Origin of the sequence: Microbacterium sp. Ld4 (assembly GCF_045066555.1) — a bacterium.
GTDB lineage: Bacteria > Actinomycetota > Actinomycetes > Actinomycetales > Microbacteriaceae > Microbacterium.
On sequence record NZ_JBISHE010000002.1, the window covers coordinates 11,358 to 33,267 of the forward strand.

The following is a 21,910-nucleotide window of genomic DNA, read 5'->3' on the forward strand; positions in this document are numbered from 1 at the left end:
CATGCCCGTTCAGCCCAAACTCGCCTCGTTTCCGGCGATCCGCGGCGCGCTGCGGTTCTACCAGATCGCGTCGATCATCACGGGTGTCGGGCTGCTCCTGCTGCTCGCCGAGATGATCCTGAAGTACACGCCCCTGCACGTCGAGCTCTTCGCCGGCGGGTCGGGTGGCCTCCTCTGGTTCGCGACCGCCATCCCCGGACCCGACTGCCAGTGGTTCTCGCTGTTCGTGCCCGGAATCGACCAGTGCGACATCATCTCGACCGGTGACGGCGTCAACGTCTCGCTCGCGATCCTCGTCGTCCACGGCTGGTTCTACGTCGTGTACCTGTTCGCGTGCTTCCGGCTGTGGAGCCTGATGCGCTGGGGCTTCCCCCGCTTCATCGTCCTGGCCCTCGGCGGCGTCGTGCCGCTGCTGTCGTTCTTCATGGAGGCGCGCGTCGCGCGGGAGGTCCGGGAGCACCTGGCCTCGCGCGAAGCAGACGCGGCATCCGTCCCCCTCGAAACCCCCACGGAGACCCGTTGACCGAGCAGACCGAAACCTCGCAGCGCCCCGTCCTGGTCGTCGACTTCGGCGCCCAGTACGCCCAGCTGATCGCGCGTCGCGTGCGTGAAGCCGGCGTTTACAGCGAGATCGTGCCCCACACGGCCACGGCCGCCGAGATCGCCGCGAAGGAGCCTGTCGGGATCATCCTGTCGGGCGGCCCGTCGTCGGTCTACGAAGACGGCGCACCGCAGCTCGACGCTGGCGTGTTCGAGCTCGGGGTTCCGACGCTCGGCATCTGCTACGGCTTCCAGTACATGGCGAAGACCCTCGGCGGCGACGTCGCGAACACGGGCCTGCGCGAATACGGCGCGACGGATGCCACCGTCGTCACCGACAACGTCCTCCTGGGCGACCAGCCCGTCGAGCAGAACGTGTGGATGAGCCACGGCGACCAGGTCGCCAGCGCACCCGCCGGGTTCGAGGTGCTGGCCCGCACGGCGGCGACCCCCGTCGCCGCGTTCGCGAACGACGCCCGCAAGCTGTACGGCGTGCAGTGGCATCCCGAGGTCAAGCACTCCGACCACGGCCAGCAGGTCATCGAGAACTTCCTCCACCGCGCCGCGGGGCTCCCGGCCGACTGGAACAGCGACAACGTGATCGCCGAGCAGGTCGAGAAGATCCGTGCTCAGGTCGGCACGGGCGGCGTCATCTCGGCGCTCTCCGGCGGCGTCGACTCCGCCGTCTCGACCGCTCTCGTGCACAAGGCGGTCGGTGATCAGCTGACCGCCGTCTTCATCGACCACGGCCTCCTCCGCAAGGGCGAGCGCGAGCAGGTCGAGAACGACTACGTCGCCTCGACCGGTGTCCGCCTCATCACGGTCGACGCGCGTGAGACCTTCCTCGAAGCCCTCGCGGGCGTCAGCGACCCCGAGCAGAAGCGCAAGATCATCGGTCGCGAGTTCATCCGCGCCTTCGAGAAGGTGCAGCAGGACCTGATCGCCGAGGCCGCCGCCGAAGGCGACCCCATCCGGTTCCTCGTGCAGGGAACCCTCTACCCCGACGTCGTCGAGTCGGGTGGGGGTTCGGGCACCGCGAACATCAAGAGCCACCACAACGTGGGCGGCCTGCCCGAAGACCTGCAGTTCGACCTCGTCGAGCCGCTGCGGGCCCTCTTCAAGGACGAGGTCCGCGCGATCGGCCGCGAGCTGGGCCTCCCCGAGGCGATCGTCGGCCGGCAGCCCTTTCCGGGGCCCGGCCTCGGCATCCGCATCGTGGGTGAGGTTACCGCTGACCGTCTCGAGATCCTGCGTGATGCCGACGCCATCGCCCGTGCGGAGCTGACCAAGGCCGGCCTCGACACCGAGATCTGGCAGTGCCCGGTCGTGCTGCTGGCCGACGTCCGCTCGGTCGGCGTGCAGGGCGACGGACGCACCTACGGTCACCCGATCGTGCTCCGTCCCGTCTCGAGCGAGGATGCGATGACGGCCGACTGGACCCGCCTGCCCTACGACGTGCTCGCACGCATCTCGAACCGCATCACGAACGAAGTCCGCGACGTCAACCGCGTCGTGCTCGATGTGACCTCGAAGCCGCCGGGGACCATCGAGTGGGAGTGACCCTCCCCTGAACGACGGATGCCGCACCCCTCGAGGATGCGGCATCCGCCGTTTCGCGTCAGCGCGAGAAGCGGAGCGTGACCAGCTCGAACGGCCGGAGCTCCAGCGAGGCGACCGCCCCCTCGCCGGAACGGAGAGCGGATGCCGGGACGCCCCGCTCGAGAAGGTCGGTCTGGGTCACGCCGGTCGCCTCGAAGCCGCCCGTGATGGTCGCCGACACTCGGCGCCCGAGAGCCTCGTAGAGGCGCACGACGATGTCGCCGCTGCCGTCCTCGGCGAGCTTCACGGCCTCGACGATGACACCGGGGTCGGAGACCTCGACGAGCGGTGCGATCTCGGATGCCGCGGCCCCCTCGACCACGCGCTCGGGGAGGTTGATGCGGTAGCCCTCCGTCACGGCATCCGTCACGTCCGCCCCGACCACCAGGCCGACGCGCAGCGAGTGAGCCCCCTGATCCTGCGTCGGGTCGGGGAACAGCGCCGCGCGCACGAGCGAGAGCCGCACGGTCGACACCGTTCCGCCGCCCTCGGCGCGGGCGGCGCGCGTGATGTCGTGGCCGTACGTGGAGTCGTTCACGACGGCCACCCCGAAGCCCGGCTCCGCGACCCGCACCCAGCGGTGCGCCACCGTCTCGAACCGGGCCGCATCCCACGAGGTGTTCGTGTGCGTGGCGCGGTCGATGTGGCCGAACTGGATCTCGGACGTCGCGCGGTCGGTGTGCACGTCGATGGGGAACGCCAGCTTGAGGAGCTTCTGCGTCTCGCGCCAGTCGAGGTCGAAGGCGAACTCGACGGTGCGCGACCCCGCGGCGAGCGTGATGCGCTGCGTCACGCGCGATGCCCCGAACGAGCGCTCGACGACGATCGCCTCACCCACCGCAGCGACGCTGTCGACCTCGGTGAGGTCGGTCACGGTGTTGCGGTAGTGGACGTCGACGTCCCACGCGTCCCACTGGGTGGGGGTGTCGCGGTGGAGCTGCAGGAGCCCCGCGGCGGCGCCGGGGGCGACCGACTCGCGACCCGAGGCGAGGTCGATCGCCGATGTGACCAGGCCGCGCCCGTCGACGACGACGCGGACGACGCCGTTGTCGAGCACCCAGCCCGCGCCCTCGGGAGCCGGGACGACCGGAGCCGGGTCGAGGCCGGTGGCGCCGCCCAGCGCCGGGGCGCCGGCGCGGGCGTGCGGCGCCGCGTTCACGCGCAGCACGCCGTCGCCGTCGCCCGCGAGGGCGCGGAGGCTCACGGCGATGATGTCCTCGAGTTCACGGGCCACGCGGGCGTAACCCTCCTCGGCATCCTGGTACACCCAGGCGATCGACGAACCGGGCAGGATGTCGTGGAACTGCTGCAGCAGGACCGTCTCCCAGGCCCGCGCGAGTCGCTCCGCCGGGTACGCGGTGCCGGTGCGGACGGCGGCGGCGGTGGCCCACAGCTCGGCCTCGCGGAGCAGGTGCTCCGACCTCCGGTTGCCCTGCTTCGTCTCGAGCTGGCTCGTGTAGGTGCCGCGGTGGAACTCGAGGTACAGCTCGCCCACCCAGACCTCGGGCTCGGGGTACTCGCCCTCGGCCGCCTCGAAGAAGCGACTCGGCGAGGAGTGCACCACCTTCGGCGACCCCTCGAGCGATCCGGTGCGGGCGACCGCCGCCGTCATCTCGCGGGTGGGTCCGCCGCCGCCGTCGCCGAAGCCGTAGGGCAGGAGCGAGACGGTGCCGTGGCCCTTATCGCCGTAATTGCGCTCGGCGTGGGCGAGCTCGGCCGCCGACACGATCGAGTTGTACGTGTCGACCGGGGGGAAATGGGTGAACAGGCGTGTGCCGTCGATGCCCTCCCATCGGAAGGTGTGGTGGGGCATCCGGTTCGTCTCGTTCCACGAGATCTTCTGCGTGAGGAACCAGCGCGCGCCGGCGGCCTTCGCGATCTGGGGGAGGGCGCCCGTGTAGCCGAACGAGTCGGGCAGCCACACCTCCGGGGTGTCGAGATCGAACTCGCGGAGGAAGAAGCCCTTGCCGGCGACGAACTGGCGGGCGAGCGCTTCGCCGCCCGGCAGGTTGGTGTCGGATTCGACCCACATGCTGCCGACGGGGACGAATCGCCCCTCCGCCACCCGCGCGCGGATGCGCTCGAACAGATCGGGGTAGTACTCCTTGATCCACGCGTACTGCTGCGCCGACGAGGCGGCGAAGACGAAGTCGGGGTCTTCGTCCATGAGCGAGAGCACGTTCGAGAACGTCCGGGCGACCTTCCGCACCGTCTCGCGCACGGGCCAGAGCCATGCGGAGTCGATGTGCGCATGCCCGACGGCGTGCAGGGTGTGCGCGCTGGATGCCGCGGGGCTCGCGAGCACCGGGGCGAGGATCTCGCGTCCGCGCGAGGCCGTCGCCGCGACGGCGTGCGGATCGACGGCGTCGACCATCCGCTCGAGGGCGACGAGGATGTCAGCGCGCCGAGGCGAGCCGGCGTCGAGCTGCACGGCGAGGCCGAGCAGGGCCGCCGTGTCGGCGAGGAGCGCCGTGACCTCGAGGTCACGGAGGCGCACGTCGACGTGGCGCAGCCGGTAGATCGGCTCGCCGCCGGCCGTCGCGCGGTCGCCCACCGGGGTGGGGGCGAACGTGAAGAGACTTCCGACGTCGGGGTTCGAGGCGCCCTCGATGAAGACGTCGACAGAGCCGTCCGCGGCCACCGCTTCGGCCACCGCGTTGTTGAGCGGCGCGATTCCTCGCACCGGGCGTCCGTCGGTCGACCACACCATCGCCTCGCACTGGAAGCCCGGCTGACCGACGGTGAAGCCGAGGTCGGCCACGAGTTCGGCGCGCGTGCCCTCGGGCAGGCTCCCGGCATCCGTCCGCCAGTCTGCGGGCACGGCGCCCGTCACCCGGAACCACGTGGTTCCCCAGGGGCGCCCCCAGGCGTCGCCGGCGGCGATGGGCTCGAATGCGCCGGCGGCGGCCTCCTCGAACGTCACCGGCTCGCCGGGAGCCTCCCAGGCGGAGAGGTCGAGCGGACGGGAGTCGCGGTGCACCGCGGGGAGGAGTCGTTCCTGCAGGAAGCGTTCGATGCGGAGGATGGCCAGGGCGGAGCGGTCGTGCATGTTGTTCCTCTCGAGAGAGCGGGAGTGGAGAAGCGGGTCAGCCCTTGACGGATCCGGCCAGCGCGAAAGCGCCGCCGGACAACCGCTGGACCAGGACGTACAGCAGCACCATGGGCGCCGCATAGAGCACCGAGTAGGCGGCGAGCTGCCCGTAGGCGATGGAGCCGTACTGTCCGAAGAAGTTGAAGATCGAGACGGCGGCAGGGAACTTCGACGACGTGAACAGCAGCACGAACGGGACGAAGAAGTTCCCCCACGCGGTCGTGAACACGAAGATGAAGACGACCCCGATGCCGGAGCGCATGAGCGGGATCACGACGCGGGCGAGCGCCTGCATGGAGCTTGCCCCGTCGACCCAGGCGGCCTCTTCGAGGGAGATCGGCACCGAGTCCATGAAGTTCTTCAGCATCCAGATCGCCATCGGCAGCGACGTCGCGGCCATGAAGACGATCACGCCCCACACCGAGTCGAGCAGTCCGAAGGAGACGAACAGGGCGTAGACGGGCACCATCATCGCGGTGATGGGCAGCCCCGTCCCGAAGAGGATGCCGTACATGAACGTCTTCTGGAACCGCATCTTGTAGCGCGACAGCGGATAAGCCGCGAGGACGCCCACGACCACCGTGATCACGGCCGTGCCGAACGAGATGAGGATCGAGTTCAGGAGGGGCTGCCAGGTCAGCTCCCAGGTCATGACCTGGGTGTAGTTGTCGAGCGTCCAGGTCTCGGGGATCTTCATCGTGACCTTGGCGTCGCCGTCGAACGAGGCGAAAACGATCCACAGCAGCGGAACGAGGAACAGGATGCCGATGCCGGCGAGGATCGCGGACGACAGGAGTGTCTGCCCGCGCTTGCGCGGCGCGGCGACAGAGACGATCGCGGCCATATCAGTCGACCTCCGGCTTGAGGATGCGGATGTACACCGCGGAGAAGACGGCGCCGATCAGGAGGGTGACGACGGCGATGGCCGTGCCGTATCCGACCTGAGCGAACTTGAACGCCTCCTGGAAGGCGAGCACGGGGAGGGTCGAGGACTGCGTCCCCGGCCCGCCGCCGGTCATCACCCAGATGAGCGTGAAGACGCCGAGGGTCTGCAGCGTCGTCAGCAGCAGGTTCGTGGAGATCGAGCGGCGGATGACGGGGATGGTCACCTGGATGAAGCGCTGCCACGCATTCGCCCCGTCGATCGTGGCGGCCTCGGTGAGTTCGGGCGGCACTTCTGACAGGGCGGCGTTGTAGACCATCATCGAGAAGGCCGTGCCGCGCCAGATGTTCGCCAGGATCACCGAGAGCATCGGGAAGTAGTAGAGCCAGCTGGTGCCCTCGAGACCGAACCATCCCAGGAAGGCGTTCATCGTGCCGTCGGTCTGGAAGAACGCGTACAGCGCGAACGCCGCCACGATCTCGGGCAGCACCCAGGCGAGGACGACGAGTCCGCCCACGATCGACTTCAGCGGCTTGACCGCGCCGCGGATGAGCACCGCGAGCAGCATCCCGAGGACGTTCTGCCCCACGACCGCCGATGCCAGCACGAAGACCACCGTGAGGCCGAGCGACAGCCAGAACTCCGAGGAGCCGAAGAGGGCGGTGTAGTTGTCGAGCCCGATGAACTGCGGATCGGCCGCGCGGGGGCCGGTCATCGCCCGGTCGGTCAGCGATCCGTACAGCGCGTAGACGATCGGTCCCAGCATGAAGGCCAGGAGCAGGAGCGTCGCGGGGAGGAGGGGGAGCAGCCGGAAGGCGGCCCGGGCGGCGGCTGACCGCCCGGGCCGAGGGGTGGACCCCCGGCCCGGGCGGTGCCGACCGCCGGTGGTGAGTGTGGCGGTTGCGGTCATCGTGAGATCACTCGGCCTGAGTGTTCTCCTCGCCGACAATGCCGACGAGTGCGGTGTCGTACGCGGCCTGCGCGTCGGCAGGGCTCGCCTGCCCGGTGAACACCGACTCGGTCGCCACCGGGATGTTCGACGAGATCTGCGAGTAGTCCGGCGTCGCGGGGCGGAAGTTCGTGAACGGCACGAGCGACGAGAAGAACTCGAACGACGGGTTGTAGTCGAGGTACTCCTGGCTCTCGGCGACATCCTTGCGAACGGCGATCTGACCGGCTTCCTGGTGGTACGACAGGGCGTTCTCGAACGTCAGGGCCTGGGCCATGAAGTCGAAGGCGGCGTCGGGGTTCGTGGCGTTCGCGCCCATCGCGAGCGTCCAGCCGCCCGACATCGACGTGAAGCCGTCTCCGCCGCCGTCCTGGGTGGGCATGGCGGCGAAGGCCATGGTGTCCTGCCACTCGGGCCAGGCGTTCTCGCCCTCGATCCACTGGCTCGGCAGCCACGATCCGTCGATGGCGATCGCGAGGCCGCCCTGCGGGATGAGCTCGGTGCTCACCTTGGTGCCCCAGCCGGCGTCGAGCGCCTGTGCCGGGTCGGGTCCGAGGTCCTCGTCGGCGAGCGTCTTGTAGAAGTCGAGGGCGTCGACGAAGCCCTGCGACCCGGTGACCCACTTGTTCGAGTCGGTGTCGAGCAGCTCGTCCTCCGTGCCGTACAGCAGCATCTCGAAGCCCTGCATCGACGTCGCCTCGCCGAGGGCCTGCGACGCGTAGATGTTCAGCGGGATGACGTCGGGGCTGCTCTCCTTGACGGCGCGTGCCGCTTCGAGGATGTCGTCCCAGCTGGTGGGAGCCCAGTCGTCGGGGAGACCGGCGGCGGCGAAGATCTCCTTGTTGAAGTAGATGCCGCGGGTGTCGGTGCCGAGCGAGACGCCGTAGGTCTTGCCGTCGTCGCCGAGGCCGGCCTGGCGGGCGCCCTCGTCGTACTGCTCCCACTCGTCCCAGTCGGCGAGGTAGTCGTCGATGGGCTGCAGGTATCCCGCCGCGGCATCCGATCGGATCTGGAACGTGTCCTCGTAGATGACATCGGGTGCGGTGTCCTTCGACCCGTTCATCAGAGCGAGCTTGGTGAAGTACTGATCCTGCTCGGCCTCGATCGGGACGAGCTCGACGGTCATGCCGTCGTTCGCGGCTTCGTACTCCTCCTTCGCCTTCTTCATCAGGGTGTCCATCGCGGTGAACGATTTGGTCTTCTGGTACGCGACGCGGATGGCGTCGTCGGACGCACCGCCCTGCCCGCCTCCGCCGCCGCAACCGGTGAGTGCGAGTGCGATCGCCGTCCCGCCGACGAGCGCAAGAGTCGCAGTGGATGTCTTCATGGTCAAAGCCCCTTCGCTTGATCCTGACGCGCGCAAGCTGCCTGCGCACGTCTTTTCTAAAGCAAATGGACTAAAAGGGCAAGAGTCCGTGCGAGATCGACGATCACGATTCGGCGTCGGCGCTCAGCGCGACGCGATCATGAGGTCGGTGGGCCGCGCCGTCAGGGCCGAATCGAGCACCAGACACGCAGCGCCGACGGCCGCGACATCCGTACCGAGGGTGCTCTCCAGCAGACGGATGCCGCGCACCGTCGCCATCGCCGGGCTCGCCGCGAGGGCGCGCTCGAGAGTGGCCCCCGCTCCCACGAGCGATCCCCACAGCGGACCTCCGACGACCACGACGTCGGCGTCGAGGAGGTTGTTCATCTGCACGACCGCGCGAGCGAGGTTCTCACCCGCCCGATCGACGGCCGCCACCGCGCGGGAGTCGCCCCGGCCGATCCTCGTGCCGAGCTCGGTGAGGTGGGCGCGGAGTTCCGGCGCCGTCGGGGTGGCCCCGGCGGCGAGGATGCCGCTGTCGACGAGGAGCCGCTCGGGGGCGATCGCGACGCCGAGGCATCCGCGTTGGCCGCAGCCGCAGAGCGGGCCGCCCTCCTCGACCACGAGGTGCGCGACATCGCCCGCGTTGCCCGTGCGGCCGCGGAGGGGCGTGCCGCCCACGGCGAGGCCGGCGCCGACGCCGGCGCCGTAGTAGAAGAAGATCGCGTCGTCGAGCTCCTGCTGCGCATCGGTCCAGAGTTCGCCGACCATCGCGGCGACGACGTCCTTCTCGACGGTCGTCCCGAGCCCCGTGGCCTCGTGCAGCCGGTCGCGGAGCGGCACGTTGTGCCACGCGGGCAGCAGCAGCGGTGGCTCGAGAAGGGTGCCGCGCTCGGCGTCGAGGGGGCCGGGGGCGGCGACGCCGATGCCGAGCACACGGCTGCGATCGAGATCGGACGCCGCGAGCAGGGCGTCGACGGCGGCGGCAAGGTCGGCGACGAGGTCTGCAGCCGTCCCCGACTGACGCGGGGTGTGCTCGGTGTGCGCGATCACCGCACCGGTCAGGTCGACGACGACGAGTGTGTCGACCGCGGGATCGAGATGGATGCCGACCGCGCACCGTGCGGACGGATCGAGCCGCAGGGGAGTCCGGGGCTTGCCGGGGCCGGCGGCGACCGGCGTGCCTTCGATGACCCAGCCCTCGTCGACCAGGCGCCGGGCCACGTTGCTCAGCGTCTGAGCCGACAGGCCCGTCCGGGCCGCGAGCTCGCTGCGGCTCACACCCTCGGGCGCGCGCCGGATGAGGTCGAGCACGAGCGTCTGGTTGTACGTGCCGACCGCAGGCAGATTCGAGCCGCGTCTCATGAAGTCCTCCGGTCGCACCATACTGCCCACGCGTGGCCGACGCCGTCCGCCGTGACGGCATCCGCTCACCGGGGCACGCAACGACGAAGGCCGCCCGGCGAACCGGACGGCCTTCGATCGAGCGCGGTGCGGGTCAGTCGCTGCCGCGCAGGATCGCGATCATGCGAAGGATCTCGACGTACAGCCACACGACGGTGACCATGATGCCGAAGGCGCCGACCCAGGCGAACTGACGCGGGGCGCCGTTGCGGACGCCCTGTTGGATCAGGTCGAAGTCCTGCACGAGCGAGTACGCCGCCATGATGACGACGAGCAGGCCGATGACGAGGCCCAGCGGCATCCCGAAGATCTCGGCGCTGTAGAGGCCGAACTGACCGTCGGTCACGCCGGTCCACATGAGGACCAGGTTGACGAGACCGAAGACGAGGTAGCCGCCCATGGCGATCAGGAAGATCTTGTTGGCCTTCTTGCTGACGCGGACCTTGCCGTTGGCGAAGAGGGCCAGGGTCACACCGACGACGGAGAGCGTCGCGATCGTGGCCTGGATGACGATGCCGGTCCACTGGATCTCGAAGAACGCCGAGATGCCTCCGACGAACAGGCCCTCTGCGGCCGCATAGGCCCAGATGAGGCCGGGGCGCACCTTCTTGCGAGAGGTGAACGTGATGACGAGGGCCAGGACGAAGCCGACGAGGGCGCCGATGATCCAGGGGAGCATCGTGACCGACTGCGCCTCAGCGGGGGTGAGCGTTCCGCCGAGGGTCCAGAACCAGCCCACGAGGGCGGTGACGAGAAGGATGCCGAAGAGGCCGGCCGTCTTGAGGACGGTGTCCTCGACGGTCATGCGGCCCGTCTGCGCGGCGCTCGCGTTGGGGGCGGCGTACATGCCCTCCAGCTGCGCACTCGCCGCGATGTCGGACGCCTGGTGCGAGGCGCTCGAAGAAGCGGTCTGCTGGGCAGGAGGAGTCAGGCCGGGGCGCTGATTCTCCTGGAAGACCGGGTTGTTGAAGGCGAAATTGCCGGACGCTGCCATGGTGTGTGTCACTCCAAAGGTCGACTCACAGCTCTGTGCTGTCAATCCAGCGTATCGGACCGCAAATCCGCGCAAGAGGCCGGGCGCTGTGAGTGCTCTATGAGCGGCGCGGAATATGACCGATAGCCTGGGCTCATGTCCGGTCGTCGCCCTCTCGTCATCGGCCACCGCGGAGCCCCCGGCTACCGCCCCGAGCACACCCGGTCGTCGTATCTGCAGGCGCTCGCCGCCGGTGTCGACGCGGTCGAGCCCGACGTCGTGTTCACCCGCGACCGTGTCGCCGTCGTGCGGCACGAGAACGAGATCGGCGGGACGACCGACATCGCGGACCACCCCGAGTTCGCCGACCGCCGGCGCACCGCGTCGATCGACGGTCACGAGGTCGCCGGCTGGTTCACCGAGGACTTCACCTGGGAGGAACTGGCCACCCTCCGTTGCCGGGAGCGCCTTCCCCGGCTGCGGCCGGGAAGCGCCACCGCCGACGGCACCGAGCCGATCCTGCGGCTCCGCGATCTGCTCGACCTCCTGGGCGGCACCGAGACGGGCGTCGTGCTCGAGATCAAGCACGCGACGTACTTCGCCGGCCTCGGCGTCGACGTCGCCGCCCTGCTCGCGTCCGAACTGCGCCGAGCGGGATGGGGCGACGGGCAACGCTCCCTCGTCGTCGAGAGCTTCGAGCAGTCCGCGCTCGCGGACCTGCGCGCCCACGGCATCCGTGCCTCCTATGTCTACCTGCTCGAGGCGGGCGGCACCGCGGCCGACCTCGCCGCCGCCCTGGGCGATGACGCCCCCACCTACGCGTCGCAGCTGACCGGTGACGGACTCGACCGCCTCGCCGCCGAGGTCGACGGCATCAGCCTCGACAAGGCCATCGTGCTGGCGAGCGAAGCAGACCCGGCTGAGCCGTCCGTCGTCGCCGAGGCGCACCGCCGCGGACTGCGCGTCTTCGTCTGGACGTGCCGGCCCGAGAACGCGTTTCTCGCGCCGGAGTTCCGCCGGGGCCCCGACGACACCGCCTTCGGTGACTGGGAGGCGGAGTGGAAGATGCTGGCGGATGCCGGTGTCGACGGCGTCTTCGTCGACCACCCCGACCTGGGCGTCGAGTACTTCCGCAGGGTCGACCGGTAAGATTCCAGACGGCGCCGACGGCCTGTCGGCGCCCCGTGTATCTACCTGATCCCCGTCAAGGCGGCACGACGCCCCCGTCTTCGGAGGTCCCATGTCTCGCCGATCCATGGCCGCGCTCGTCCGCGCGGTCGGACTCTGGTACTTCGCGATCGCCCTGATCGCCCGTCTTCCCTACGCCATGATCGTCGTCGGCGTCCTCACCATGGTCGTCGACGCCCGCGGCTCGCTCGCCCTCGGCGGCCTGACCTCCGCTGCCGTCGGCATCGGCACGATCGCGACCGGCCCCCTCATCGGCGCGGCCGCCGATCGGTTCGGCCAGCGACCGGTGCTGCTGATCGCCGCCGTGGTGCACGCGAGCGTGCTCGTGGCGCTCGTCTCCGTGGCGTACGGCGCCACCCCCGACGCGGCGCTGCTGCTCGTGTCGATGCTCGCGGGCGCGACCGCGCCCCAGGTGTCGCCGATGTCCCGCGCCCGCATGGTCGGCGCCGTCGGCAGGCTCGACGTCGCCGAACCCGGCCGGGTGCAGGAGTCGACGATGGGCTACGAGTCGGCCGTCGACGAGATCGTCTTCGTCTTCGGGCCGGTGCTCGTGGGTGTCATCGCGATCGCGGCGAACCCCGCCGCGCCGGTGCTCGCGGCCGCCGGGCTCACCGTCGTCTTCGTGGCCGCCTTCGCCCTGCACCCCACCGCGCGCACCGGCGGTCTCGGCTCGTCGCGGCACACGAGGGAGCCGGCGCGGGCGGTGCTCCAGCCCGGCATCCTCCTCGCCGCCGCGGGAACGCTCGCGACGGGCCTCTTCTTCGGGGCGATGCTGACCTCCCTCACCGCCTTCGCCGATGAGGGCGGCTTCCCCGAGCAGACCGGGATCCTCTACGGGATCATGGGCGTGGGGTCGGCAATCCTCGCCCTCGGCGTCGGCCTGCTGCCGCGCTGGTTCACGCTGCCGTGGCGGTGGATCTCCTTCACTCTCATCCTGGTGATCGGCGCCGTGCTCGCCGCGGGCGCAGCCGGTGCCATCTCGATGGGCTGGGCGCTGGCGCTGGCGGGCTGCGGCATCGGGCCGACCCTCGCCACGCTGTACGCCCTCGCGGCCGCGCGCTCGCCGCGGGGACGCGAGGCCACCGTCATGACGATCCTCGGCTCCTCGGTCGTCGTCGGTCAGGCCTTCGCGAGCATGATCGTCGGCGCGCTCGGAGAGTCGTCGGGTGCGCAGGCGGCGCTCTGGGCGCCGGTGGTCGCCGCAGCGCTCCTCCTCGCCGCCGGCCTCGCCAACCTGCGGGTCCGTGCCCGCGTCCCCCAGGAGTTCGCCGTCTCCCTCTAGGGTGTCGCTATGACAACCGCCGGCATCGTCGCAGAGGGGGTGCGCCGGTCCTTCGGCAAGGTGCACGCCGTTCGAGACGTCTCCTTCCAGGCCCCCGAGGGCGCCGTCACCGGGCTCGTCGGACCGAACGGTTCGGGCAAGACGACGCTGCTCCTGATGCTCGCCTCCCTCCTCGCCCCCGATGCCGGGTCGATCCGGATCGCGGGCGTCGACCCGGTCGGCGACCCCTCCGGAGCGCGGGCCCTCCTCGGCTGGATGCCCGACAGCCTCGGCGCGTGGGCGTCGCTCACCGCGCGCGAGACCATCGACGTCACCGGGCGGCTGTCGGGCCTCGACCGCGCGCAGTCCCGGGCGCGCGCGGCGGAGCTGCTCGACACGGTCGGCCTCGCCGATCTCGGCGACGCACCGGCGCGCGTGCTCTCCCGCGGTCAGAAGCAGCGGCTCGGCCTGGCGCGGGCGCTCGTCCACGATCCGCGGGTGCTGCTGCTCGACGAACCGGCATCCGGTCTCGATCCGCAGGCCCGCATCGACCTGCGGGTGCTCCTGCGCCGCCTCGCCGCGGACGGTCGCACGATCCTCATCTCGAGCCACATCCTCTCCGAACTCGAAGAGGTCGTCGACGACGCCGTCTTCCTGGTGCGTGGGGAGACCGTCCGCGCCGACCGCATCGCCGAGGCCGCGGCGCGCGGCCGCACCTGGCGCGTCCGGCTGTCCGACCGTGACGCGACGGCGGCGGCGCTGCCGGTGGCCGGGGCGCTGGGCCTCGACGTCGCGACGATCCCGATCGACCGACGCGACCTCCTCCTCTCCTTCTCGGGTGACGAGTCCGCTGCGCAGGCGCTGACCGCCCTCGTGACGGCAGGACTCCCGGTCGCGGAGTTCTCCGTCGCGACCGGCATGCTCGAACACACCTTCCTCGACCTCGAAGGAGATGCGCGATGAGCTTCTCTCGGCTGTGGACCATCGCCCGCCTCGACCTCACGCAGCGCATCCGGACGGTGTCCTGGTACGTCCTGCTCGGCATCTTCGCGCTGCTTCTTCTGGCGACGACGATCCTCTCGTTCTTCACGTTCGCCAGCCTCGAAGACCGAGGGCCGGGCGTGTACTCCGTCGTGGTCTTCATCACGCTCCTGCTGGTCGTGCTCGTCTCGCCGACGCTGAGCGGCAACACGATCAACGGCGATCGGGATGCCGCCACCCTCGCCCCGATCCAGGTCACCCAGGCGCGCACCGCCGAGATCCTGCTCGGCAAGTTCCTCGCCGCCTGGATCACCGGTCTCGCGTTCGCGGTCGTGGCCGTGCCGTTCCTCGTGGTCGCGGCGGCCGTGGGCGGCGGAGTCAACCCGCTGACCGTCGTGGTCTCGACAGCGGTGCTGGTCGTGGAGGCGGGTGTCGTCGCCGCGCTCGGCACGGCGTTCAGCGGCATCCTCGCCCGCCCGCTCTTCTCGGTCGCCGCGACCTACCTGGTGGTCGCGGCGCTGTGCGTGGGCACCCTGATCGGATTCGGCCTGGTCGGCAGCAGCATGACCTCGGAGCAGACGCACCGTTACCAGTCCGCGAAATACGACCCCGTGACCGGTGCTCCGGAGTGCAAGGACGGGTCGGACGACTGCTGGAACGACCCGACCCAGCTCATCTGCGAGGACGAGAGCGTCCAGACGTACGACGTCCCCCGGTTCGATCGGGTGTGGTGGATGCTGGCCCCGAACCCGTTCGCGATCCTCGCCGACGCGACCCCCGCCGATTTCTCCAACATCGGCGAACCGGTGGACCTCTTCGGCGGCGTGAAGTACGGGCTCCGGCAGACGCAACTCCCGCCCGAGCTGGAGTCGACCTACAACGAGTGCTCACGGCAGGCGGACGAACCGCGTGCGTCGGCTGCCGAGGTCGTCGCCACGACCGTGCCGAGCTGGTTCGTCGGTCTCGGGCTCCAGATCGTCCTCGCGGGTCTCCTGCTGGGCTGGGCGGGGATGCGAACCCGCACGCCGGCGCGGAAGCTGCCGCCGGGGACCCGCATCGCCTGACCCGCTCAGGTCTGCTGCAGTGCCGATCGGCCGGTGAGGATCCTCTCATCTGGCCGATCGATGCTTGGGGGATCGACAGGGGATGCATAGCCTCCAATCAGCCTCGGCCACCACGCCGAGACGTCTCTGATGGAAGGCGGTCCTGTTTTGCACCGACGCATACTGGCGGCTGTGGGCGTCCTCGCCCTCTCGCTGCCCACCACCACGGCCTTCGCCGCGGCGCCGAATCCCGACGCCGACGGCGGCTCCCTCTCGCGGTTCGATCGAGCGGACACCACCGGCTCCCTCGACACCTCGATCGTCCCGGGGGCGCTCGACAAGGAGCGCCGGGTGACGGTCGTCATCGAGATGGCCGGTGACCCGGTCGCCGTCGTCCAGGCGGAGGAGGGGCGCGCGCTCACCAAGAGCGAGCGGTCGGCGGTGAAGTCGGATCTCAAGCAGGCGCAGGACGCCATCCGCAGCGAGATCGTGGAGCGCGGCGGCAAGATCCGCGCCCAGATGCAGTCGGCCTACAACGGCATCCAGGTCTCCGTTCCCGCCGGCGAGCTCGATGAGGTCGCCGGCCTCCCGGGCGTCGTCGGTGTGCACCAGGTCGTGCGTCACGAGCTCGACAACGCGGTCTCGGTTCCGTACCTCGGCGTCCCGAGCGTGTGGGAGAACACCGGGTACACCGGCAAGAACGTCAAGGTCGCGGTGCTCGACACCGGCATCGACTACACGCATGCCGGCTTCGGCGGCCCCGGCACCGTCGAGGCATTCGAGGCAGCCGCGGCGACCTCGACCGCGTCGGCCGACCCCGCCCTCTTCGGGCCGCAGGCTCCCCGCATCAAGGGAGGCATCGACCTCGTCGGCGACGCGTACGACCCGGGCGGCGAGGGCGCCGCTCTGGTTCCGCAGCCCGACCCCAACCCGCTCGACTGCGAAGGCCACGGCTCTCACGTCGCCGGCACCACGGGCGGTTCGGGAGTCCTCCCCGACGGCAGCACCTACGCCGGACCGTACGACGAGTCCACTCCGGGCGTCGACTTCAAGGTCGGCCCGGGTGTCGCGCCCGAAGCCGACCTGTACGCGGTGCGCATCTTCGGCTGCGACGGCTCGACCGACGTGACCGTGCAGGCGATCGACTGGGCCGTGGACAACGGCATGGACGTCATCAACATGTCGCTGGGCTCCTCGTTCGGCCGCGGTGACGACCCGAGCGCCATCGCCGCGGCGAACGCCGTCGGCGCCGGCGTGGTCGTCGTCGCCTCGGCCGGCAACGCCGGCCCGAGCCCCTACCTCACCGGCTCGCCCGGCTCCGGCGACGGCGTCGTGGCGGTTTCGGCCGTCGACAGTGCGGAGACCTTCCCCGGCGCGACCATCACCGTGGGCGGCGCGGCCGTTGAGGCGATCGTCGCGAACGCCGAATCCGTCGACGGCCTCGGCACGCTGAGCGTCGTGCGGCTGACTGACGACCCGAGCACTCCCGCGAACGAGGCGCTCGGCTGCGCGGCATCCGACTTCACGCGGGTCGGCATCGTCGAGGGCGGCAACCAGCTCGCCGTCGTCTCGCGCGGAACGTGCGCGCGCGCCGCCAAGCCGCTGTTCGGCCAGCAGGCGGGTGCCGCCGCGGTGGTCATGGTCAACTCGACCGACGACCTTCCGCCCTACGAAGGCCCGATCTTCGAGAACCCCGATGACGGCACCCCCTACACCGTGACGATTCCGTTCTTCGGCGTGCGCTCCTCGTCGGGCGCCGCGTTCGCGGACGGAGCCTCGGCCACGGCGGTCGGCGCCGAGATCGCCAACCCCGGGTTCGCCGGGTACGGATCGTTCACCTCGTCGGGACCGCGCAGCGGCGACAGCTCGATCAGCCCCGACGTGGCCGCCCCCGGGGTGTCGACCTCCTCGGTCGCGGTCGGCACGGGCAGCGCTCCGTCGATCAAGTCGGGCACGTCCATGGCGGCGCCCCACGTCGCCGGTGTGGCAGCCCTGACCGTCCAGGCGCACCCGCGCTGGGATGCCGCGAAGATCTCCGCCGCGATCGTCTCGACCGCCGACCCCGACAAGGTCGCCGGCAACGCGCCGGTCCGCGGCGGCGTCGGCCTGGTGGACACCGCTCAGGCGGTGGCCACCAAGGTCACCGCGACCGGCGACCGGTTCGAGACGAAGAACGGGTGGATGCAGGAAGCCGCCCTGAGCCTCGGGTTCGAGGAGTCGACGAAGACGGTGGGCGGCAAGAAGACGGTCACCCTCCGCAACGACGGCACGACGTCGGTCACGTACACCGTGACGTCGGCCCCGTCGGCGCAGTCGCTTGCGGCGAAGGTCTCGCTGAGCGCCAAGAAGGTCACCGTCCGACCCGGCAAGACGGCGAAGGTCCGCGTGACCGTGTCGGCACCGGCATCCGCTGTGCCGTCGTCCCTCGGCGCCGATCAGTTCGCGTTCCACGAGATCTCGGGCGACGTCGTCTTCTCCGCGAAGGGCTCGACCCTCCGGGTGCCGTACCTGCTGGTGCCGCGCTCGAACAGCGATGTCACCGTCTCGGGGGCGCTCAGCTCACGCGGCAAGATCATCGACGCCGACCGTACGCTCACCCTCGGCAACCGCAAGGGCGCCCTCGATGCCGCGGCCGACGTGTACACGTGGGGCCTGTCGGACAAGAAGGATGCTCCGCGGGCGATCGCCGACACCGGTTACGACCTGCGCGCCGCCGGCGTCCAGTCGTTCACGACACCGACGGGCGATGAGGTCGCGGTCTTCGCGATCAGCACCCACGGTCGCTGGTCGAACGCGGCGAGCAATGAGTTCGACGTCACCATCGACACGAACCGCGACGGCACGCCCGACTGGGTCGTGTTCTCCTACGACTCCGGTGCGGTCCGCGCCGGCAGCGTCGACGGTGTCACGGAGGTGTTCGCCCAGAAGGTCGGCGGCGGAGCCACCATCCCGACCGGGTTCCTCGCGCAGGCGCCGACGGACAGCAGCACGATCCTGCTGCCGGTGCTCCTGAAGGACCTCGGGATCACCGGGGCGTTCGACTACAGCGTGCAGTCGTACAGCGCCACGACCGACGGCACTGACGCCTTCGCCGGTGTCGCGACCTACAATCCCGCCGACCCCGCCATCGGGAACGGGCAGTACGAGGTCGTGCCGCGCGGGAAGAAGGCCACCGTGTCGGTGCGCACCGACGCGTCGGCCTTCGCGGTGCAGAAGCCGCTCGGCTCGATGATCGTGGTCCCCGACAATGAGTCGGGCGCCGACGAGGCGCTGCTGGTTCCGATCAAGTAGGACGACGACGGCAGAGGGGGCGGTGCGTTCGCGCACCGCCCCCTCTGTCGTGTGTGGCCGCCGGATTCGCCGTGCGAGTGGCAGAGAGGGTCAGCGCTCGCAGAGCCGCGGCTCGTCGCCGCCACCGAAGCGGTAGTCGTAGGTGTCGCCGCCTGCGGTCACGATCACGCGGAGCCCGTCGATCATGGCCTGCGTGTACGACTGTCCGGGAGCGGGGCACCCGAGCGAGCCGTCCGAGAACGTCACGGCGTCAGCGGACGTCAGCTCCGGCGCGGCCGTCACGCCGCGAGCGGCGAGATCGGCTTCGATGGCCGCCCACTTCGCGGCGGGCAGCTCGGCGGGGGCGCCCGTCGGTCCGAGCGGCCCCGCGGACGAGGTCGGAAGGGGCGGGCGGCTCGAGGAGCCGCCGGGCGATGTGGGCATGGGTTCTCCGCTCGCGCAGGCCGTCAGGATCGCGGCGGCGATGAGGACGGATGCCGCGCTCATCGCCCGGTGTGGACGTCGAAGATTCATGGGGACCTCCTGCGCCGAGGCTACGCCGCCGGCCGGCCCGAGGCGACCCCCGGCAGCGTGCCCGGGCGGGCTCCTTCGCAGCGGGACGACCGCGCCGCATCCTGTGCCGCGGCGCATACTGGGGCGGTGGACGACGACGACGCGAGCCGGTGGATGATCATCGACGGGCGGCGGTGGCGGAGAACCGATCCGTCGCTCCCCGAGGACGTCGTGGCGGCCTTGGCCTCGCACCTCGGCCGGGGCCGATCAGCGGTCGGGGCGGCGAAACGGCGCGGAGACGACGATGCGGTCGCCGCGGCGCGCCGTCGCGTCGGGCTCGCGAAGCACGGACTCGGAGAACGCGGGCCCTACTGGTGGGATGAGCCGGAGGCCGACCGCCTGGCGCGCGCACGGGAGGCCCTCCGGGAGCTCGACGAGACCCCCTGATCCGTGCCGCGGACGGCATCCGGTGCGCATACCGTCCGCAACACGGGTGCGCCAGCCCTCGTTACCGACGGGCAGAGTCCGTAGCGTTGGCGGTATGGCGCGCGACGACGATCGGCCGGAAGACCTGTACACCGGCCCCATCAACATTTCCGGACTGGATTCGACGGACGAGGACTCTGATCTCGAGATGTCGGAGATCAGTTACGACGAGCAGCGCTATCCGGCGCGCCCGCGGCGTCTGCGCCCGCGCGACCAGTTCCGCGGGGGGAGCGTCCGCCGCATCCGTACCGACCCGCGCTCGGCGAACGGCACGAATCCGTCGTACGTCGAATGGCTCGTGCGTCAGTCCATGCTCAAGGATGCCGACGTGCTCGCGCGGCAGCTCTCCGGTCAGCCGGCGATGTGGCGCAACGCCTACGCCCGCCCCGACGCGCGCCGAGCGATCTCGGCCAGTGACGTGTGGTTCACGGCGTACCCGATCTCCCTCATCAACCGGCCGGGGCAGTCATTCCTGGCGGCTCTCGGCGACGACCAGCTGTGGTCTGTCTTCGAACGCATCGGCATCACCGCGATCCACACCGGCCCCGTCAAGCAGGCCGGTGGCATCGCGGGCTGGCTCGACACCCCCAGCGTCGACGGTCACTTCGACCGCATCAGCACGGCGATCGATCCCGCGTTCGGCACGGAGGACGAGTTCCGCGCGCTGTGCGACGTCGCCGACTCGCACGGCGGCAGCGTGATCGACGACATCGTCCCCGGTCACACCGGCAAGGGCGCGGACTTCCGCCTCGCCGAGATGGGCTTCAAGGACTACCCCGGGATCTACCACATGGTCGAGATCCCGCCGGAGGACTGGGAGCTGCTCCCCGACGTCCCCGCCGAGGCCGACAGCGTCAACCTCGATCCCGCCACCGAGCACGAGCTCGCCGAGCGCGGATACATCATCGGCGCGCTGCAGCGCGTCATCTTCTACACGCCCGGCGTGAAGGAGACGAACTGGAGCGCCACCTCGGCCGTCACCGGCCCCGACGGCGTCACCCGCCGCTGGGTGTACCTCCACTACTTCAAGCAGGGGCAGCCGTCGATCAACTGGCTCGACCCCACATTCGCGGGCATGCGGCTCGTCATCGGCGATGCACTGCACTCGCTCGGCGAGCTCGGCACGAGCGCGCTCCGCCTCGACGCGAACGGCTTCCTCGGCGTCGAGAAGAGTGCGGGCGGGCCGGCCTGGTCCGAAGGGCACCCCCTTTCGCATGCCGCGAACCACATCATCGCCGGCATGGTGCGGAAGGTCGGCGGCTTCACCTTCCAGGAGCTCAACCTCACGATCGAGGACATCCGCGACACCGGAGCCGTGGGCGCCGACCTGTCGTACGACTTCATCGGCCGCCCCGGGTACCACCACGCCCTCGCGACCGGCCAGACCGAGTTCCTCCGCCTGGCACTCACGACCTCGGTGGAGCTCGGCGTGCAGCCGGTGCAGCTCGTGCACGGGATGCAGAACCACGACGAGCTGACGTACGAGCTCGTCCACTGGGCGACCCGTCACGGTGAGGACGTCTACCGCTTCCGCGGGGAGGACATCACCGGCGGCGAGCTCGCCGAGACGATCCGCGCCGAGCTCACGGAGAGCCTGACGGGAGCGGCGGACTTCAACCGCGTCTTCACCCAGAACGGCATCGCCTGCACGTCGACCTCCCTCATCGCGGCGACCCGCGGGGCGACCCGTCTCGACGAGATCACCGACGACGACGTGCCCGCGATCCGCGACGCCCACCTGCTGCTGTGCGCCTACAACGCCTGGCAGCCGGGCGTCTTCGCGCTCTCGGGATGGGACCTCGTCGGCATGCTCACCGTTCCCGCCGACCAGGTCTCCGATCTGCTGTCGGCGGGGGACACGCGGTGGATCGAGCGCGGCGCGCACGATCTGCTCGACGTCGACCCCAGCGCGACACGGTCTGCCGCCGGGATGCCGCGTGGCCGGGCGCTCTACGGTCCGCTTCCCGCGCAGCTCGAGGATCCGGACTCGTTCGCGTCGCGGCTGTCGGGGATCCTCGACCTCCGCCGCGAACACGGCATCGCGACGGCATCCCAGGTCGACGTCCCCGAAGTGGCCCACGCCGGCATGCTCGTGCTCGTGCACCGGCTCGACGAGGGTGACGCCGACGCGGACGCCCGGATGCAGGTCACGGTGCTGAACTTCTGCCCCGACCCCATCGAGGGCACCGTGCGGTCGGAGGCCCTCGTGCCGCGCAGCCATGTCACCGACGCCGCGTCGGGGGAGACCGTCGGCCACGTCGACGACCTCCGCAGCTTCTCGGTGGCCCTGCCCGGCTACGGCGCGATGTTCCTGCTCCTCGACCCCGAAGAGGTTCCGGCCTCGGAGTGACGCGATCGACGAGGGTCTGAGTGCTCGAGCGCAAGGCCCTCGTCGGCCTTGCGCGACGCGCCTAGCGTCGAAG

The 21,910-nt window shown here is 70.5% G+C and carries 16 protein-coding genes; 9 read left to right on the top strand and 7 right to left on the bottom strand.

Going from position 1 to position 21,910, the window contains the following annotated elements; all coding sequences use genetic code 11:
* Position 1: 1 nt before the first annotated feature.
* Both ACJJV7_RS00710 and guaA read left to right on the top strand, forming a co-directional pair.
* On the top strand, positions 2–523 hold the full coding sequence (locus tag ACJJV7_RS00710; protein WP_405372981.1) for a DUF3817 domain-containing protein: 522 nt from the start codon (positions 2–4) through the stop codon (positions 521–523).
* Positions 520–2,100, top strand: a complete 1,581-nt coding sequence (gene guaA, locus ACJJV7_RS00715; RefSeq protein ID WP_405372982.1) for a glutamine-hydrolyzing GMP synthase — start codon at positions 520–522, stop codon at positions 2,098–2,100. The genes ACJJV7_RS00710 and guaA overlap by 4 nt, the downstream gene beginning before the upstream one ends.
* Before the next feature lie 58 nt (positions 2,101–2,158).
* Here the strand turns inward: guaA and ACJJV7_RS00720 are convergent, their stop codons facing one another.
* From ACJJV7_RS00720 to ACJJV7_RS00745, 6 genes are all read right to left on the bottom strand, one after another.
* Complete coding sequence (locus ACJJV7_RS00720; RefSeq protein WP_405372983.1) at positions 2,159–5,188, bottom strand: alpha-mannosidase; 3,030 nt, start codon at positions 5,186–5,188, stop codon at positions 2,159–2,161.
* Positions 5,189–5,225: 37 nt separating this feature from the next.
* A complete protein-coding gene (locus ACJJV7_RS00725; protein WP_405372984.1) occupies positions 5,226–6,074 on the bottom strand; it encodes a carbohydrate ABC transporter permease in 849 nt (282 codons plus the stop codon).
* A 1-nt stretch (position 6,075) separates the two neighbouring features.
* On the bottom strand, positions 6,076–7,023 hold the full coding sequence (locus tag ACJJV7_RS00730) for a carbohydrate ABC transporter permease (protein WP_405372985.1): 948 nt from the start codon (positions 7,021–7,023) through the stop codon (positions 6,076–6,078).
* A gap of 7 nt (positions 7,024–7,030) precedes the next feature.
* Complete coding sequence (locus ACJJV7_RS00735) at positions 7,031–8,389, bottom strand: extracellular solute-binding protein (protein WP_405372986.1); 1,359 nt, start codon at positions 8,387–8,389, stop codon at positions 7,031–7,033.
* Between the two features lie 123 nt (positions 8,390–8,512).
* Positions 8,513–9,733 (bottom strand): ROK family protein, encoded by a 1,221-nt coding sequence (locus ACJJV7_RS00740; RefSeq protein WP_405372987.1) that lies wholly within the window; start codon positions 9,731–9,733, stop codon positions 8,513–8,515.
* Between the two features lie 133 nt (positions 9,734–9,866).
* On the bottom strand, positions 9,867–10,766 hold the full coding sequence (locus ACJJV7_RS00745) for a Bax inhibitor-1/YccA family protein (RefSeq protein ID WP_405372988.1): 900 nt from the start codon (positions 10,764–10,766) through the stop codon (positions 9,867–9,869).
* A 135-nt stretch (positions 10,767–10,901) separates the two neighbouring features.
* Here ACJJV7_RS00745 and ACJJV7_RS00750 point away from each other — a divergent pair, with 135 nt between their 5' ends.
* From ACJJV7_RS00750 to ACJJV7_RS00770, 5 genes are all read left to right on the top strand, one after another.
* The gene (locus tag ACJJV7_RS00750) at positions 10,902–11,894 is read left to right on the top strand and encodes a glycerophosphodiester phosphodiesterase family protein (RefSeq protein WP_405372989.1); all 993 of its coding nucleotides are present in this window, start codon (positions 10,902–10,904) and stop codon (positions 11,892–11,894) included.
* A gap of 91 nt (positions 11,895–11,985) precedes the next feature.
* Positions 11,986–13,215 (top strand): MFS transporter, encoded by a 1,230-nt coding sequence (locus tag ACJJV7_RS00755; protein WP_405372990.1) that lies wholly within the window; start codon positions 11,986–11,988, stop codon positions 13,213–13,215.
* Between the two features lie 9 nt (positions 13,216–13,224).
* On the top strand, positions 13,225–14,157 hold the full coding sequence (locus ACJJV7_RS00760; RefSeq protein WP_405372991.1) for an ABC transporter ATP-binding protein: 933 nt from the start codon (positions 13,225–13,227) through the stop codon (positions 14,155–14,157).
* Positions 14,154–15,239: an ABC transporter permease gene (locus ACJJV7_RS00765; protein WP_405372992.1), complete on the top strand. Its 1,086-nt coding sequence runs from the start codon at positions 14,154–14,156 to the stop codon at positions 15,237–15,239. The genes ACJJV7_RS00760 and ACJJV7_RS00765 overlap by 4 nt, the downstream gene beginning before the upstream one ends.
* Positions 15,240–15,410: 171 nt before the next feature.
* Positions 15,411–18,509 (top strand): S8 family serine peptidase, encoded by a 3,099-nt coding sequence (locus tag ACJJV7_RS00770; protein ID WP_405372993.1) that lies wholly within the window; start codon positions 15,411–15,413, stop codon positions 18,507–18,509.
* A gap of 90 nt (positions 18,510–18,599) precedes the next feature.
* On the opposite strand, the gene ACJJV7_RS00775 is transcribed toward ACJJV7_RS00770, so the two are convergent.
* A complete protein-coding gene (locus tag ACJJV7_RS00775) occupies positions 18,600–19,022 on the bottom strand; it encodes a hypothetical protein (protein WP_405372994.1) in 423 nt (140 codons plus the stop codon).
* Between the two features lie 153 nt (positions 19,023–19,175).
* Here ACJJV7_RS00775 and ACJJV7_RS00780 point away from each other — a divergent pair, with 153 nt between their 5' ends.
* Together ACJJV7_RS00780 and treS are read left to right on the top strand one after the other, a co-directional pair.
* Positions 19,176–19,448, top strand: a complete 273-nt coding sequence (locus ACJJV7_RS00780; RefSeq protein ID WP_405373042.1) for a biopolymer transporter Tol — start codon at positions 19,176–19,178, stop codon at positions 19,446–19,448.
* Positions 19,449–19,542: 94 nt separating this feature from the next.
* A complete protein-coding gene (treS, locus tag ACJJV7_RS00785; protein WP_405372995.1) occupies positions 19,543–21,837 on the top strand; it encodes a maltose alpha-D-glucosyltransferase in 2,295 nt (764 codons plus the stop codon).
* Positions 21,838–21,910 lie beyond the last annotated feature (73 nt).

What these genes read in the sequence shown, in the direction of transcription:
- ACJJV7_RS00710 (WP_405372981.1), top strand. Translation starts at nt 2, where the DNA reads ATGCCCGTTCAGCCCAAACTCGCCTCGTTTCCGGCGATCCGCGGCGCG.
- ACJJV7_RS00720 (WP_405372983.1), bottom strand. Translation starts at nt 5,188, where the DNA reads ATGCACGACCGCTCCGCCCTGGCCATCCTCCGCATCGAACGCTTCCTG.
- ACJJV7_RS00725 (WP_405372984.1), bottom strand. Translation starts at nt 6,074, where the DNA reads ATGGCCGCGATCGTCTCTGTCGCCGCGCCGCGCAAGCGCGGGCAGACA.
- ACJJV7_RS00730 (WP_405372985.1), bottom strand. Translation starts at nt 7,023, where the DNA reads ATGACCGCAACCGCCACACTCACCACCGGCGGTCGGCACCGCCCGGGC.
- ACJJV7_RS00735 (WP_405372986.1), bottom strand. Translation starts at nt 8,389, where the DNA reads ATGAAGACATCCACTGCGACTCTTGCGCTCGTCGGCGGGACGGCGATC.
- ACJJV7_RS00740 (WP_405372987.1), bottom strand. Translation starts at nt 9,733, where the DNA reads ATGAGACGCGGCTCGAATCTGCCTGCGGTCGGCACGTACAACCAGACG.
- ACJJV7_RS00745 (WP_405372988.1), bottom strand. Translation starts at nt 10,766, where the DNA reads ATGGCAGCGTCCGGCAATTTCGCCTTCAACAACCCGGTCTTCCAGGAG.
- ACJJV7_RS00750 (WP_405372989.1), top strand. Translation starts at nt 10,902, where the DNA reads ATGTCCGGTCGTCGCCCTCTCGTCATCGGCCACCGCGGAGCCCCCGGC.
- ACJJV7_RS00755 (WP_405372990.1), top strand. Translation starts at nt 11,986, where the DNA reads ATGTCTCGCCGATCCATGGCCGCGCTCGTCCGCGCGGTCGGACTCTGG.
- ACJJV7_RS00760 (WP_405372991.1), top strand. Translation starts at nt 13,225, where the DNA reads ATGACAACCGCCGGCATCGTCGCAGAGGGGGTGCGCCGGTCCTTCGGC.
- ACJJV7_RS00765 (WP_405372992.1), top strand. Translation starts at nt 14,154, where the DNA reads ATGAGCTTCTCTCGGCTGTGGACCATCGCCCGCCTCGACCTCACGCAG.
- ACJJV7_RS00775 (WP_405372994.1), bottom strand. Translation starts at nt 19,022, where the DNA reads ATGAATCTTCGACGTCCACACCGGGCGATGAGCGCGGCATCCGTCCTC.
- ACJJV7_RS00780 (WP_405373042.1), top strand. Translation starts at nt 19,176, where the DNA reads ATGATCATCGACGGGCGGCGGTGGCGGAGAACCGATCCGTCGCTCCCC.
- treS (WP_405372995.1), top strand. Translation starts at nt 19,543, where the DNA reads ATGGCGCGCGACGACGATCGGCCGGAAGACCTGTACACCGGCCCCATC.